The 14,779-nt window shown below is 40.9% G+C and carries 13 protein-coding genes; 6 read left to right on the top strand and 7 right to left on the bottom strand.

Annotated features, from left to right (window positions below; all coding sequences use genetic code 11):
* Nucleotides 1-127 precede the first annotated feature (127 nt).
* From BWD42_RS22420 to BWD42_RS22405, 4 genes are all read right to left on the bottom strand, one after another.
* The gene (locus BWD42_RS22420) at nucleotides 128-1,297 is read right to left on the bottom strand and encodes an esterase (RefSeq protein ID WP_077438645.1); all 1,170 of its coding nucleotides are present in this window, start codon (nucleotides 1,295-1,297) and stop codon (nucleotides 128-130) included.
* 289 nt (nucleotides 1,298-1,586) lie between these two features.
* Complete coding sequence (locus BWD42_RS22415; protein ID WP_077438644.1) at nucleotides 1,587-2,000, bottom strand: hypothetical protein; 414 nt, start codon at nucleotides 1,998-2,000, stop codon at nucleotides 1,587-1,589.
* A 74-nt stretch (nucleotides 2,001-2,074) separates the two neighbouring features.
* Complete coding sequence (locus BWD42_RS22410; protein ID WP_077438643.1) at nucleotides 2,075-3,091, bottom strand: alpha/beta fold hydrolase; 1,017 nt, start codon at nucleotides 3,089-3,091, stop codon at nucleotides 2,075-2,077.
* A 163-nt stretch (nucleotides 3,092-3,254) separates the two neighbouring features.
* The gene (locus BWD42_RS22405) at nucleotides 3,255-4,418 is read right to left on the bottom strand and encodes a helix-turn-helix domain-containing protein (RefSeq protein ID WP_077438642.1); all 1,164 of its coding nucleotides are present in this window, start codon (nucleotides 4,416-4,418) and stop codon (nucleotides 3,255-3,257) included.
* Nucleotides 4,419-5,050: 632 nt separating this feature from the next.
* Between BWD42_RS22405 and BWD42_RS22400 the strand changes: the two genes are divergently transcribed.
* Nucleotides 5,051-5,389 carry a hypothetical protein gene (locus BWD42_RS22400; RefSeq protein ID WP_139351257.1) on the top strand — a complete coding sequence of 113 codons (339 nt, stop codon included), beginning with the start codon at nucleotides 5,051-5,053 and terminating at the stop codon, nucleotides 5,387-5,389.
* Between the two features lie 126 nt (nucleotides 5,390-5,515).
* On the opposite strand, the gene BWD42_RS22395 is transcribed toward BWD42_RS22400, so the two are convergent.
* Nucleotides 5,516-5,704: a hypothetical protein gene (locus BWD42_RS22395; RefSeq protein ID WP_139351256.1), complete on the bottom strand. Its 189-nt coding sequence runs from the start codon at nucleotides 5,702-5,704 to the stop codon at nucleotides 5,516-5,518.
* 62 nt (nucleotides 5,705-5,766) lie between these two features.
* Nucleotides 5,767-6,138 (bottom strand): hypothetical protein, encoded by a 372-nt coding sequence (locus tag BWD42_RS22390; RefSeq protein ID WP_139351255.1) that lies wholly within the window; start codon nucleotides 6,136-6,138, stop codon nucleotides 5,767-5,769.
* 502 nt (nucleotides 6,139-6,640) lie between these two features.
* Between BWD42_RS22390 and BWD42_RS22385 the strand changes: the two genes are divergently transcribed.
* The 5 genes from BWD42_RS22385 (at nucleotide 6,641) to BWD42_RS22365 (ending at nucleotide 14,195) form a co-directional block, all read left to right on the top strand.
* Nucleotides 6,641-7,831, top strand: a complete 1,191-nt coding sequence (locus BWD42_RS22385) for a TraB/GumN family protein (protein ID WP_077438638.1) — start codon at nucleotides 6,641-6,643, stop codon at nucleotides 7,829-7,831.
* Nucleotides 7,822-10,122 (top strand): hypothetical protein, encoded by a 2,301-nt coding sequence (locus BWD42_RS22380; protein WP_077438637.1) that lies wholly within the window; start codon nucleotides 7,822-7,824, stop codon nucleotides 10,120-10,122. The genes BWD42_RS22385 and BWD42_RS22380 overlap by 10 nt, the downstream gene beginning before the upstream one ends.
* An 80-nt stretch (nucleotides 10,123-10,202) precedes the next feature.
* Entirely contained in the window at nucleotides 10,203-10,739 is a 537-nt protein-coding gene (locus BWD42_RS22375) for an STM3941 family protein (RefSeq protein ID WP_077438636.1), read from the top strand.
* Between the two features lie 435 nt (nucleotides 10,740-11,174).
* Nucleotides 11,175-11,657: a hypothetical protein gene (locus BWD42_RS22370; RefSeq protein ID WP_077438635.1), complete on the top strand. Its 483-nt coding sequence runs from the start codon at nucleotides 11,175-11,177 to the stop codon at nucleotides 11,655-11,657.
* Nucleotides 11,658-11,690: 33 nt separating this feature from the next.
* Nucleotides 11,691-14,195, top strand: coding sequence for a hypothetical protein (locus tag BWD42_RS22365; RefSeq protein ID WP_077438634.1), 2,505 nt, complete (start codon nucleotides 11,691-11,693; stop codon nucleotides 14,193-14,195).
* Between the two features lie 9 nt (nucleotides 14,196-14,204).
* Here the strand turns inward: BWD42_RS22365 and BWD42_RS22360 are convergent, their stop codons facing one another.
* A complete protein-coding gene (locus BWD42_RS22360) occupies nucleotides 14,205-14,630 on the bottom strand; it encodes a hypothetical protein (protein ID WP_077438633.1) in 426 nt (141 codons plus the stop codon).
* Between the last annotated feature and the right edge of the window lie 149 nt (nucleotides 14,631-14,779).

Below are 14,779 nucleotides of genomic sequence, written 5' to 3'. Positions count from 1 at the left end.
ATGTAATCACCTAAATAGCCAGGTCGTGAGACCTGGCTATTGTATAAAGCTTATAACTTATAATACACTAGCAGTCAGTCTTTAGAATAACCGAAATAACAGTTATTGGATACTATTTATATTTCCCTTACGGTGCTTTAAACAACTTAGGCACAAAAAGAGTAAGGTAATCCCGCCAGTTGGCCCAAATATGGCCGCCTTCGCTTTCGTGATATTCATAAGGCATATGGAGTTGATCCAACCTATCCTTGTATTGTTTTATTTCATTGTAAAGAAAATCGGTTTTGCCCATGGCAATCCAATAAAGCTGATAACCATTTTCTTTTTGGCGGGTAAGACTTTCATTTAAATTTTGGTAAAACTCAGGGAGTACTTCAGATCGTGGCATAACGGCAGCCGAGAACAAGCCCATATATCCAAAGGTATTGGGATAGTGTCTGGAAATATGGAGCGAATGAAAACCACCCATGGAAAGCCCTGCAATGGCCGTGTGGTCTTTCCCCTTCTTGACGCGGTAATTGCTATTGATAAATTCCAGCACATCCCCGAAAGTCTTTTCCATTTGGCCATCCATGGTGTGTGGCAGGGCCATCGTAGGTTTATAAAACCCCTTGTCCGATTGCCCTGGTGCAGCTTGTTGAAAAACATTACCGTTGGTCATCACGACGATCATTGGCTCGGCTTTTCCTTGCGCAATGAGGTTGTCCATAATTTGTGACGCTCTACCAAGATCCATCCAAGCCTCTTCATCGCCGCCCATTCCATGCAAGAGGTAAAGAACAGGGTAATCTTTTCGACTCGTTTCGTATCCTGCAGGCGTGTAAACAGTCATTCTGCGTTTCATTTTATTTCCGGGAGAATCATACCAACGCTTGGCCACTGTACCATGGGGGATATTGTTAACAGAATAGTTGTCAGCCTTGCCTCCGCCCACAATAAAAACGTTGAAAATAGAACTCACATCCCGAATAAGGTATACGTTGTTGGGGTCGGTCGTTTTCACTCCGTCGATAATTACATTGTAACTATATAACTCCGAAGGTAAGGGAGGACTGGTGAAGGTCCAGACACTGTCTCTCCCTTTGGTCATAGCTTTAGGGACAATATTCCATCCTTCGCGGGGCATCCAGTCGCCGGAGAGTTCCACCTTTTGGGCATTGGGCGCAAAAACCCTAAATGTTACTGATTTGTCTTCGTGGATTTCGGGGGAAATGATTTCTTGGGGATTAAAAAGCGCCTGTTGTGCCGACAGCGGCAATAGAATGAAAAGCAATAAAACGGTGAAAAGATTTTTCATGATTTAGGGGTTTATTTATTGAGATCGTAAACAATTTCCTTTTCTCTAAAATAACCATTTTTGTTCATTTTATTTCTTTCTTTCCTATTTAGATCTATACGCAAAAATTAAAACCATACCTCACGACATGGCATTTAACCTTTATATATTTACTTAAAGATAGCTTAGTCGCCCGATCTATGGACTTAGACTAAAGGACAGGAAAATTCGGTGAATAAAGGAAATTAGATGGTGAAATTTGAGACGTATCCCTGAAAAGCGAAGCACTTTTCAGGGATGCGTCTGCAACCTACCGCCATATGTAACTAACTGCATCATTAAAACTTGCCGTCGCAGAATTTGAGGACGCAGTTTTAGTGCCTATTAATTTGTTGTCTATGTAAACCTCCGCCTTTATTCCCCCTGGACCGAATGCCGAAAAATGAGCATATGCATCATCATACGGATTTACAGTACGACTTATTTTTTTCGAATATGGTAGTATGACATCTTTCACGTTTTCCCTTCCTCCACTTTCATTCGTGTAGGATAGTTCCACCTTGTTCGGCGTACCCGAAGCTACAGTAAACTTGTATTCAATGGTTACATTTTTTGGATAGCCCTTGTCTGAGCCTTCATCTGGTCCATCGTCTTTGCCACAGGATACCGAGCCAAAGATCATTGTTGCAATCAACCCAGAAAATAGGATACATTTTGTTTTCATGATTATACATTTAAAAGTTAAAAAAATCAAAATCGTATTAATATCGAATCGGAACAGGTCTTTAACTTTCCGATCTATCGACTCTCTTTTACGGGAGAAGGGTCACGGAATTGAAGAATCAGTTCTTTTACTGCACTGACAATAACCTGCGGCTGGTCCAGGGTGATGTAGTGGCCACTGCCTGCAACCGTAATATGTTTACTGTTCGTAGAAAGAGACAAAAGATTTTTCTGCATATTATCCCAGGCTGTTACCATTTCGGCACGTAGTCTTTTTTCCTTAAACAATGTATCATAACGGGAAGTATCCGTCGCGCTTATAACGTAGAGAGGAATATTGCCAAAGGATATTATTTTTGCGGCATCATTCTTTATAGCGGCCATCTGCTCTTGTTCTTCAAGAACGGCAGCAGCGCTTTTATATAATAATGCAGGCATTAAAGAGTTTTGATATTGATATTGCTTCGAAGGAGGAAACATATCCTTGAACATCAGTCTTGCCAAACCAAATGCATTCGCAAACTTCAAAAATTCAGCAGGCAATCCCTTGTTCACCAATTTATAAAGTCGCGGCGAAAGGTATTTTTTATTGTCCGGATGCTGGCTATCGATCAATACGGCTCCAGCTACATCCTGCGGATATTTATCAACGAAAATTCGGACCAGCATACCTCCCATAGAATGTCCAACGAGGATGTAAGGTTTCGGTGCATTAGATTTCTCTAACAGCAAGTATAGTTCCTCGGCCATTTTTTCTCCGGTTTTTGGATTTTCCCCTCTTTCACTCCAAAGTATACCAGCCCTGTCATAAGAAACGGTTGTTGTATGTAAACTTAATTCCTGTTGAATAGAATACCATTGCAAATGGCCTTCCGAGCATAATGCCGATTCAAAGACAATTGTTGGCCCACCTGTTCCCTTTTTCAGGTAATGAAGTCGGCAACGGTCCAGTTCGACGAACTGACCATTGGGAATAATCTTTTCAGCTTTTGCACGAGACCAGCTTTCAAATATGAAACCTGCCAGTAGTACTAAAGCGATGAAAGAAATAATGATAACGACTATTTTTTTTATCCAATTGAACATTTTCATATTGCACTTTTATATTGCATAGCTTAATGCATATACAAAAGTATGCGATATATAAGCTCATAAAGGCTCATCCGACAGGTTGACACCTCTTTGAATAAAACGATATAAACCTATTTTACAGGTTATTATGAAGAATGAGTCCGCTTTTTGAAGATTGAGTCTTTTACAAATCTGTCTTGAGGTACTGCTGGGGAGACTTGCCTGTGTACTTTTTAAAATTTCGGTTAAAAGAAGCTTTTGAGTTAAACCCACAGTCATACGCAATTGTTAGCAACGTATATTTTTTGTTGGCAGGTAAGGTCATCCGTTGTAAAAACTCTTTCACACGTAGCTCGTTTATCAGTTCGTAAAAATTTTTTTCGATCACGGAATTGATCACCTGTGACAACAAATTGGGATGCGTATCAACCATCGCTGCGAGGTCGTTAAGGGTGAGTTCTGGGTTTAGATATGGTTTTTGCTGCTCCAGTACAATTTGTAGTTTTACGTATATCCGATTCGCAGCATCTGGTTCCAGAAGTGATTTTGCATATTTAGGCGGATACGGACTGTTTTCCGATGGTTGTTCTTCTCTATTAACGATCTCGGTATAATTAGCAAGGTTCGCGTCCTCAATGTGCTTCTGACTAAACACATTTACCTGTTTGATGCCAAAATAGCCCATCCACCATACATAGATTACAGAAGCAGAAAAAACAAGATGATCTTTATGAAAGATGAGGACAATTATCCAGATTGCCGCCATACCCGCGACCAAATAAAGCAGCCATAGAAAATTTACTTTTTCAATATTTGAAAATCGGTATTTAAGATTTTTCCTAAACAATAACAGCTTGTAGAAAGATAGTGGAATATAGATAACGCCCGAGAGATATATTAAAACAATCCGCCATCTATTTTCTGTTTCGAATCCCATGGAACCATTTTTAAGCACATTCACTTTATCTTCAAATGAAAGCCAATAAAATTGAGAAAAAAGCAGATAGCCCAGAATAAATGGTAAAAAGTGTAATAGGTCTATTTTTTGAAAGGGGATTGGGCGTGTCTGATATTTTATATAGAGGTAGAGGAACGGCCCCTGCGCCAATGGCATCCATAAGCCCTGGATTGATAATACTGGGTGTTGGAGGTAGAGCCCTGACTTAAGCAGATAAATCGATAGCAGCATTATTGTTGATACAGTCAGCCAACACGCGAGCATGTAATCTGTTACTTTTTTCTCTGTTTTAGTAAACAAAACAAAAGACAAAAAGCCTCCTATAACAACGCCAGACAAGTAAGGTATTTCCAATGATATAAATAGTAGTGTTGCTAGAATTGATTCCATGATATTCTTTTTTATTCTCCAAAAAATTCCAAACGTTCTCTCCGATCGATGTTCACGAGTAATTTAAATTGTTCAGGCTGTCAAATACATCTATTCGCTATTGTCCGCGGCTCGCCGGCACAGTAGGATATTTCTCGTCTCAAAGTTTCGTTAGTACCAATATCGAAAAAATTCTCCTATCCTTTAAATGGCAACCATCTCTATGCAACCATATAACCACATTTGGCTCCCTTCCTCATTCCAGAAAAACTATGGATTAGGGTTTAGTTTGAATTATCTATTGTTTTTTCACGAATAAATTTACATGTTTTCGTCACATTGTATTTGTTTTTTATGTGTTAGGACCTACCCCACTCTGCGCCTGACCTTACACAATACTGATTTCTGATCGCATGACTTTAAAATCATCAGCGTAGGATGGTTAATAGCATCAGTATTACAATATAAGTAAGCTATACAATAAGTAAGCTATACAAAAACGAAAAATCAAATAAGTAATAGCGAATAATGTTTCAACCCGCGCGAATACCAAACGGCCAAAATCAATTCAATTCCTAGCTCTATTTTTAGAATATGATAATTAAAGTATGCCCTAAACAGGCATGCATGGTTAAACAAAAAAAGTAAAAAAAATGAAAAAATTAGTAATGAGTTTGGTCGCCGTAGCTGCGCTATCAACTACGGCCTTTGCTGGAACGGGTGCAAAAGCTCCCAAAGGAAATGCAAATGTAAAAACAGTCAATTACAAGCTAAGCAAAAACACCGCTAAGGTTAAAGTTACCGAAGCGTCAAAGGAAAGCAAAAGCATGTTGACAAAATGTGTTTACACGCTAAATGTTTACAATAGTAGCGGTCAAGTGATTGACACCTTCACTTCGCAAACCTATGTAGAAAATTCCTGCTCAGGATTCTTCGACACCTGCAGAACGGTCTATAGACATATGCTTGCCAGTGGCGAACTAGGCATATAGTCTTAAAATGACTTTCAATCGAATTACAGATTCAAAAATTTAAGCAGGGCCTAGGGTCAGCTTGATGTAAAAAAGCCACGTTTCAGGACGTGGCTTCACAACTTATTTATTTGAAATAGCTCTTATTTATACTTTATACGAATTGATCGATCTGGATACCTTCCAGCTGTCCCCTTCCCATACCAATGTTACCAGATCTGTTCTAGTGAACTTCTCAAATTTCAGCGTCACTTTAGCAACCAAATAATCCGCTGACTCTTCAAGCATATCCGTATTTACGGCACAGTTTAACTTTTCACCTTTTTGCTTTTTCAAGGAATTGATCACTGCCTCACGACTATAATACTGGGCATTGAAGGCTTTGATATTTTGGCTAACTAATATTCATTTTCCAATTCGGTAATGAATAAGTTTGGATCTTCAATGGCATATCTTAGCCATATTGAATCTCCTTCGTGAATATTATTAGGATTAATAGACCATCCATTGCTATTTTCGTATTCCCTATTATCGACAATATATTTTACACGAATACTTAGTCCTTTATGATAAAACATTTGGGTAACAATCCCTTTTACATACCGATCGTTTCTATTGACCGTTTCAATCCTTATAGCCTTTTCTTTTTCACTTGTTTTCGCCAACCAATAAATACTTCCGATGACAAGGCCCGCTATTAAAATATTGCAAAGCACCAGTTTGAAACGATCCATTAAAACTATTATAAAAACATCCCTCAATTGTAGCATATGGCCGATATACCGTTTTATGGGGCTTGTCCAAGTTATCAAAAAAAAAACAACACCAATAAAACTATTTCAAATTGACTGTTGTTCTTACTATACAAAACGGCTAATACCCTCCTTTCGAAAGAAAGGAACAACATAAAAATTGGCGTCGTACAGTAAAAATCCAATTGCTTTAAAAACATTGGATGACGAAACAAAAAAGAGGAAACGATAGGAAACAAAAAATTACTGTGCAAATAAACGCTAAGAGAAAGGGTCTGATGAGAAATCAGGCCCTTTTGACGTAAAGAATACCCTTCCTCGATCTGCTTGCACAAACCGATGTACTGTTGAAATTTAGACAAAATGTACTCTTGTACAGTTATTAAAATTTATCTATTTTTAATAGGCAAGATTTGATATTGACCTTACATTATTTGATTCAAATTTCTAGTTATAAAAAAGATTGAGCCAACTAAACGTTTAATCTCCGTTTGCCACCATACTGTTAGCTATTGATCAAATGTATAAATCTGTTGAAACTACAAAATCGGGAAAACTGCTGCTATCACTGTTTGTTGTTTGCTGCTTCTTATTAGTGCTGCAAAGGGCCAATGCCCAGGAAATAAAATACCCGAGTTTTTTATGGGAAATCAGCGGAAATGGTCTGAAAAAACCTTCTTATTTGCTCGGTTCCGCGCATTTAAAAGATAGACGTCTAATCAACAGTAATGATTCATTATTTATTGCTATCGCCAATACGGATGCCCTTGCCCTGGAAATACACCCCGACAGTCTTTATAAAGAAATCTGGAATATCAGGTTCAACAAACAACCCGCGTCCAAAAAAATTGAACTTACCGATGCACAAAAAAAGGAATTCGTACAACGCTATCAAAAGTTACATGGTGTAATGCCTGATTCGCAACAAATGGCGTCTCCGCATATCGTAAAGTACTTTTTGAATCCGAGTCACGATAAACAAGACGATATTACCACTGTACTCGATGCGTATCTCTATGGTCTGGCCAAATCGCAGAGAAAGCACATTATTGGCCTGGAGCCCATGGAAGATCAGCTGGAGACAAGCGCGAATGAATTGGTCCATCTAAAGAACAAAAAGGACAGTAGTGTTTACTATCAGCGTTTTGAGCAACTGTTGCAATTCTACAGTACCGGAAACCTAGATGGATTATGGAATACCATCTCGCCGTATATTAATAGCGGGGAAATGCAACGCAGGAATAATACCATGCTAAAAAACATCATGGCACAATTGGACAAGAGTACAGTCTCTGCTGTTGTGGGTGCCTCACACCTGCCAGGGGACTTCGGTCTCATCCAACTGTTGCGGAATAACGGCTATAAACTCCGTCCCGTCAAAACGAAAAAAACGAATCTTGCCTCCAAATATAAAATAGATTACAGTACAATGGAATGGGTCCTTCATCAGGATTCAGTCTATGGCTTTGCCGTGTCCATGCCAAAAGGATATGTCCACAAGACAAATATTATCGGCGGAACCAGCATGATGTACGGTGATCTGAGCACAGAAACAGAACTGATCGTATCAGCAGCATTTGTAGGTGAACTTCATGGGCTGACAACGAAAGAATTTTTTCCAAGGAATACGAAAGAAGGTCCGCCAGGAGCAAACATCGGATTGTATCCCAGCAATTTCTTGAAAAGGATGGTGCACAGGGGATGCAAGTAGTTACATTGCAAAACAATATGCTATCCAAATGGGAATTCTGGCTAAAAAACAATACGCTGTATAGCTTATTAGCTTTTACTAACAGTGGACAGTTGGATGCATATCTTTCAGACCGTTTTTTCAAAGGGTTCGCAATTTCCGGTCTAAAAGTATCCGCTGACCTGACGGAATCTATTTATGACATCGGTGCTTTTGCAGTCAAAATACCGCCTCCGGCTCAATATATCTACCAGACTCGCACAGAGCAGATCGGGAATGACACGGTGCGATATAACATATACAATTATTTTTCGATGGATAGGACCCGAAAAATAAATTACATAGTCGAATATCACGATTATCCAATCGGTTATACCATGATCGACAGGTCATTGGCGCTGCAAGCCATAAGCGGAATTCTCGAAAAAAATCCGTCACTCAACGTCACCTCTGTCGAACCACTTGAAAAGGGCGATGTGATCGGTACAGCAATAACGGCCCAGTTGGACAAATCAAACCTATTTGCAGAAGTATGGGTCCGGGGAAACCGGATTTATCAGGTCATGCAGGAAAATCTGGATAAGAACAATAAAGAAAAAGATCAAGCTTTTTTCGGCTCCTTCAGGATGATTCCTTTTAAAAATATAGATTGGAAAGATTTTACACTGAATAATATACAGCTAAAACTCCCTGTCACCTCGCTGATAAAGATAAAAGATGTGAATACCGGGGAACAACCGGATAGCGAAGGTCATATATATGCAGCAACGGATAGCAATTCGAGTACAGCTCTCCTTTTGGAAATAGCCCAATTGCCCAAATACTATCGACTGGCAAAAAGCGACAGTCTATATTCAGAAATACACAGTGGCGCAAAAAAACAATCTGAAAAGTTGTTGCGTTATGACACGCTGATATCGGACAATGTAACTGCCGCAATCTATACAAGTATGGATTCCCTAACGGCCAACTATCACAAAAAAATCATTTGGATAAGAGGCAATATGTCCTATGGGATTGATGTGATAGGTACACAGGAGGCCATTGAACAAATGAATATCGAAAGGATCATTAAATCCGTCCGTTATTCGGAAAGCCCCACAAATTTTGATGTATATGGCTCAAAAGCAGCAATGCTTTTTACCGATATTTACAGTCCAGATACGCTCGTCGCCCGACAGGCGAGAAATATATTGGCGCACAATTATAGCTTTAGCAAAGATGATCTACCGCTGATCTATAAAACATTGGCAAAAAAGCAGAGCGATGACGACCAGAGCGCTGGACTACGGAGAAGCCTGGTCTATAGTCTGATAAAAAATCATGATGAACGTAGTGTACCTGTTTTAAAAAATATACTACGGGATCCGACGACAACAGATCTAATCAAAATCGCCATCCTGCCGACGGTATGCGAAATAGATTCGACACAACTCGGCTGGTATCTTGAGGAGTTAAACCGACACCGACCTGACGCCGATTACCGAGCATGGCAATTGCTGCAGCCGCTTAGGGCTTCCCAAAACTATGTGGCTCTCGATCTAGACAAAATTATTCCGCTATTTTCGGTCGCTAATTACAGGCCGACCTTGTTGAATATCTTCTTAAAAATCGCTGCGGACAGCACGGCGCTCCAGGCAAGAAAAGCCATGCAGGCTTACCTACCGAGTATAACGCAATATTTAGCGTCAGATTTATCCGAACTGGATTCGGGGCAGGAAACGGTGGCCAGCTTCAATGTTTATTCCATAGCAGATTACTCCAGATTACTCGCACTATATGAGCAAAAAGATCCGCTTCGAAGATTTCAGAAACAGCTGCTCGCCGATAGGCCAACGGGGTATCTCCGCGCTATTACCGCAGCTGAATTTTTAGCGTTGGGCATTCCGCTGGATCAAAAGCTAATCGATAGCATCTATGCCCATATTTCGCAACGTGCGGTATTGATGAACGCGCTGAAAGAGAAAAAAATGGAAGGTCTGATACCTGCGAAATACAAGGAACAAACCGAAATCGGAAAAATTGTCGTCAGCGGCTACCTAGAGTCTGAGTGGGATATATCGCTGCCACAAGTTGATTATTTAGGTGAGCTGACGGAAAAGAACAAACTGTATCTGGTCTACGCGTATAAAACCGAGGGTGATGAGCAGACTTACCTTTCAATTTTTATACCCGATGCGAAAAATGGCGAATGGGTTTATAACTTTGAAAATTGCTATTCTGACCTAGAACCTAACACAGGCAATTGGAAAGAAAAAGCGCTTAAATTGATACAGGAAATGCACCCTGAAGAAAAAACTAGCGGCCAGTAGATATCATGGGCAAAAAACCTTATAGCCTAAACGAAACTTACTGATCAATAGCACAAATTGAAAATATAATAGTATAAAAAATGAACAAATTAGAAGAGCCAACGCGCATATATAGCAACAAAGGAAAGTCAATATTGATGTTACTCGGATCGCTACTATTTGTTGCAGGAGGAATTTTCTTCGTTATGCATCCGGAGAGTTTCGACAGAGAACCTACATTAACGATAGTGCTCGGCATCATATGTATATTATTTTTTGGTTTCGCTGCGATCCTGTCCATCCGATATTTATTCTCAAACCGTCTTTTGCTCGAGATTACAGATCAGGGGCTTGATATTGGAGATAAATTCAAAACATTTATCGAATGGCAAGATATTACCGGGTTTAAAGAAATTGCGATCTATTCAAGCCCGATTATCATTATATTGATCAAAAATAGCGATGCAGTATTAAATCAGGAGACCAATAAGATTAAAAAGAAAATGATGCAGTTTAATATGAATTATGGTTCCCCCTACAGCATTAGCAACGGGAATATGAATATAAGCCATAAAGAGCTATTGAAACTTTTGAATGAAAAGCTAATAAAATACAGGGAAGACAATGGGATTTACTAAGCCCTAAGATGTTTCTTTCTGGCACATAATTCTCCCCTAGCACAGATTTCTAATCCCCTTTTTCCAAAGAAACTTCGTTAAGTAATGGCCGGCCCGCAGCCATTCTGCTATAATTGTCCACCACCTGCATCACTGAAGAACCAATTTTTGTCCTACTGGCAACAGCTTTTGCAGGAAAATAATAAGAAAGAAATTAGTCTACCCGAATTACTTTTCGGTAAACATCACCTACCGATAACATAAGGTCATTTTTCGAGCTAACCTCTCCCAAACGAGCCTACTTTTGCCTATATGACAAATAACTTATTAGGAGACAATCTCTTTTATTAAAAAATATGGCTTATAAAACACAGGGATACGGTGGTCAATACCTCCGTGCACACCGAGATTAACAATTAAAAAGTAAGATTACAAAACAGTTAAAATTGATAAATTATGGAACAGATAGCACCTCTTGATGACCACTATATTGATGAGATCATCAAATCCAATCTGCCTTACAACCCTGCTTTGAATAAGACACAGGGGAAAAAGCTGCGCGAGTTGATCAAACTCTTGCGCGATCGCCTCGAGCAGGAACTTGCAGAACAAGCGCTGATACTTGAACAAAAGGTCGATAAGATCCCTGGGAAGGGGCTCTCCACATCAGACTTTACACCCGCTGAAAAGGAAAAGTTGGCCGGGCTAACGGCAGGAATGGCACTCCGGGTCGAAGCCACCCCACCTGACGAGAACAATACGGCTTTCGACCAACATTTTGGGCAACTACCGGTAGGAACCTGTATCGTAGATCTGGCGAAGAAAAGCCAATTTATACAGCTACCAGCCGGTAAATGGATCAAGATCCCCATTGTGGTACTCCCCGATGAACTTGTCATCCCCAATATCCTGGCTGCCGAAATCAGGACGTTTAAATAATAAAAATTTCGAACAACATTTAGAAAACGCATCATGGCAATTGAAACAATAGGGATAAAATATACAATTCCCAAACTCAGCTTTGACCGTCCAGCGTCAACGCCCCAGATTTTTATACTGGAACTCAAACTGGCAAGTGAGCCGGACTCTTCGTTTACGATTATCCATCCGAACTATCAGACGGATACCGAAGGGAATAATACCGATGGTTTTATGATTCCTTCATTGGCAGAAAACACAGACTATAGTCTCCGTTTCACCAATAAGGCATATCCAGAGAAGGTATTCACAAAAAACTTTCGGACTGCCCTCAATCTCTCCAGTGGTAACAACCCGTATTTAGACAAGATTTTCTTTAAGGGGCAAACCATCGACTGGTACTATCCAGGTTTGATGAAAGCTACCCTTGCTGATACCAAAGGCGGGTTCTTCTTTAATTTTGATGGAAATTATCGGGAAGTGGAACAGAATTTCGGCAATATGGTTCCTGTTGGCGGAATATCTTTTAAAGCGGTGGCCGAGGCGACCCTCAGCAACCGAAAGCTACAGGGCTTCTATTTTGATGGCAGCAAATATGCCAAATTTAACGACGATCATACCAATAGAGACGCACAGATCCGTGCCAATGACCTTTTTGGCAATAATTCGGACAAGAGTTATTCCATCTTCTTTTTCTTTCATCTGGAAGACCGAAATGACAAAGTTATTCTCCATACCGTGAATGATGCCCAGAATGAATTTAAGATTAGCCATACAGGGCGGTACATTGTTGTTTCGGTGACGAAGAATGGTGTTACCAATACTGCAAGCAGTGGCAGTCAGGTCGTACAGGGCCGATGGTATATGCTGGGTATCAAGATATCTCCGGGGACGCCTACAGCGAATACCGGCTATCTCTACCACCCTACGGGCAATATCAATTTCCCTACGATCAGCCAAATCACCCATTCGATGGTCACGACGGCTGAACCAACCATTTATCTAGGCAGGGATGTTACAGCCGGCGTAACGACGGCAGGCCTTCTGGTGTCACGATTTTTCTACAGTCCGTCGGCGACGATGACTAACCAAAACTTAAACAAGCTTTCCGATCCATGGGGTCAAACACCGAAAGTCATGTTTCAAAAAAATGGGGAGAGCACAGTAATCCAGTTGCCCGAAATCTGGCGTAAAAAACTGGATGACCTGCAACTTTCGTTTACTGTACCTTCGGATGCAACATTGGTTGCAGGTAGCTACGATTGTTGGATACAGAACTATCAGGGTAACAAACTCAATTTAAAAACAGGTATCCAAATACAAGAATTTAATAAGGCTACAACGGGGTTTGACATCGATCTTTCCCAGGGTGCATTTGCAGATCGGGTCAATGAATTTAAAAACACGTTTTACGGACTTCATGGGCAATGGGGCGGAGCAAACGGTGGTGTTAATGCCAATCTGATCTATTTTAATCCCGACAATAGGACTGTTCAATTCGAGGCCCATGGCGATCGCTATAATGGCGAAGTACAAGGAGTCGGCAAACAAGCAAGAGACGCCTCTAATACAGGCTATGGCCTACCGAAGCTGCACGATCATCCCGAAGATCCCCTGAATGGACAAGCCTGGAAGACACGTGTTGGTGCAGTTGCAGTGAGTAAATCTTATTGTGGCTATGGCGAGTGGTCTACCTGGATGAAAATCCCGAAGGAATCCTACGGCTACTGTCTGGCTTTATGGATCTTTCATTACCAGGAATTTTACCCGGCTGATCCGCTGTGGCAACACTGGATCGATAAGGGCGGAAAACCCTATGGCGGAGAAGACAGCTACATGGTCATCAACCATGAAATTGATATGGAGTTACCTTCACATCTGGCCATGGGGGTTGTCGAAAGCTGGGTCGAACTGGCAACTTGTTACTTTGATCCAAAAGCTATGGATACCAAGTTTCACATCGCAGTGCAAGCTGGAGCTACTGCCGATGACATAGGCCTTTTTAGGCTGATCGATCCGAGTCTGCCAAATCAAAGAAGTTCGTGGGTAAAGGTATCCGATGATTGGGAGCCGAATGATCAACCCTCCTATTCGAACCTGAAGTTTAACAACTGGATCGGTGAAAAAGATTCGGGTAAGGGTTTCTCTTCAGACAAGTCGTCTTACGATGTCTATGAGGAATACCTGGCTTTACTAACCAAGACGGAGCACAATTATGCCGATGAGCAGTTTCATAAATGGACCATTAAATGGTTTAAGGATAAAACACAACTCTGGATTGACGATGTGCTGGTGAGGGAAAACCAGACCTTTGTACCTTATATTCCCGGCCGGCTAACCTTTGGAGCCTGGTTTCCGTCGGCATTTGCGCGGTCATCAGAAACACCATGGTTATACGATCCTAACCGAGCTTGGGCAGGGCATCCTGCAGATTTCTCCACCTTAAACCTGGAGATCTCAAGAATCAGTTACAGACCCTACACGACGGCGGAAGCAGGAGGTGACAATGAATATTATTCAGAAACAACACCTGAAGCAAACCTGAGGGAATTGCTATAACAGTCCTGCTCAAAAGCAGTTTATAAACCCGCAGCGATCCAAATTGGATCGCTGCTTTTTTATCTTTTCCTGATCATATTGCGAACTGGTCACATCACAGACCTCTTCCACTTGTTTCGCATAATTGTAACAGATAGATGCCAATCCGGCTGTGATCTCGACTGCCGAAACGACTCCCTGCGCCAACTCAAGCCGTAACAAAACCTCTCCCGGTCCCTCAACAATTGTTTTTCCTGCTATTGCACGCCCAAACTTTGTCAATCTGCTTATATGTTTCAATTTACTAAGATTGCCTATCGGCGCTAACGTCAGAGCAATATCGACACCGATCTGTATACCGGTCACCAGATTATCGGTCGCCTTTTTATCATCTATGTATTTTAGATAAAACAAGGGTATCGCCATTTCCTGCTGACCATTGATATTGACCTCCATAATCTGCTGGTTGCCCTAACAAATAGCACATATTAAACTGATATTCTCAAAATAATATAACCTAGGTAATCACGACTTTTCGGTAATTCTCAACTACCGAGAGAAAAGAACAATTTCCTTCCCTAGCCAGGTAGCACACTTGGGTACTT

The organism is Sphingobacterium sp. CZ-UAM, from assembly GCF_002000245.1.
In the GTDB taxonomy this organism is placed as follows: Bacteria; Bacteroidota; Bacteroidia; order Sphingobacteriales; family Sphingobacteriaceae; genus Sphingobacterium.
This window is presented reverse-complemented; position numbering and strand designations above follow the sequence as displayed.

Bases quoted from the DNA above. Each gene is read 5' to 3' on its own strand.
- BWD42_RS22420 (WP_077438645.1), bottom strand. From the start codon at position 1,297: ATGAAAAATCTTTTCACCGTTTTATTGCTTTTCATTCTATTGCCGCTG.
- BWD42_RS22415 (WP_077438644.1), bottom strand. From the start codon at position 2,000: ATGAAAACAAAATGTATCCTATTTTCTGGGTTGATTGCAACAATGATC.
- BWD42_RS22410 (WP_077438643.1), bottom strand. From the start codon at position 3,091: ATGAAAATGTTCAATTGGATAAAAAAAATAGTCGTTATCATTATTTCT.
- BWD42_RS22405 (WP_077438642.1), bottom strand. From the start codon at position 4,418: ATGGAATCAATTCTAGCAACACTACTATTTATATCATTGGAAATACCT.
- BWD42_RS22400 (WP_139351257.1), top strand. From the start codon at position 5,051: ATGAAAAAATTAGTAATGAGTTTGGTCGCCGTAGCTGCGCTATCAACT.
- BWD42_RS22390 (WP_139351255.1), bottom strand. From the start codon at position 6,138: ATGCTACAATTGAGGGATGTTTTTATAATAGTTTTAATGGATCGTTTC.
- BWD42_RS22385 (WP_077438638.1), top strand. From the start codon at position 6,641: ATGTATAAATCTGTTGAAACTACAAAATCGGGAAAACTGCTGCTATCA.
- BWD42_RS22380 (WP_077438637.1), top strand. From the start codon at position 7,822: ATGCAAGTAGTTACATTGCAAAACAATATGCTATCCAAATGGGAATTC.
- BWD42_RS22375 (WP_077438636.1), top strand. From the start codon at position 10,203: ATGAACAAATTAGAAGAGCCAACGCGCATATATAGCAACAAAGGAAAG.
- BWD42_RS22370 (WP_077438635.1), top strand. From the start codon at position 11,175: ATGGAACAGATAGCACCTCTTGATGACCACTATATTGATGAGATCATC.
- BWD42_RS22365 (WP_077438634.1), top strand. From the start codon at position 11,691: ATGGCAATTGAAACAATAGGGATAAAATATACAATTCCCAAACTCAGC.
- BWD42_RS22360 (WP_077438633.1), bottom strand. From the start codon at position 14,630: ATGGAGGTCAATATCAATGGTCAGCAGGAAATGGCGATACCCTTGTTT.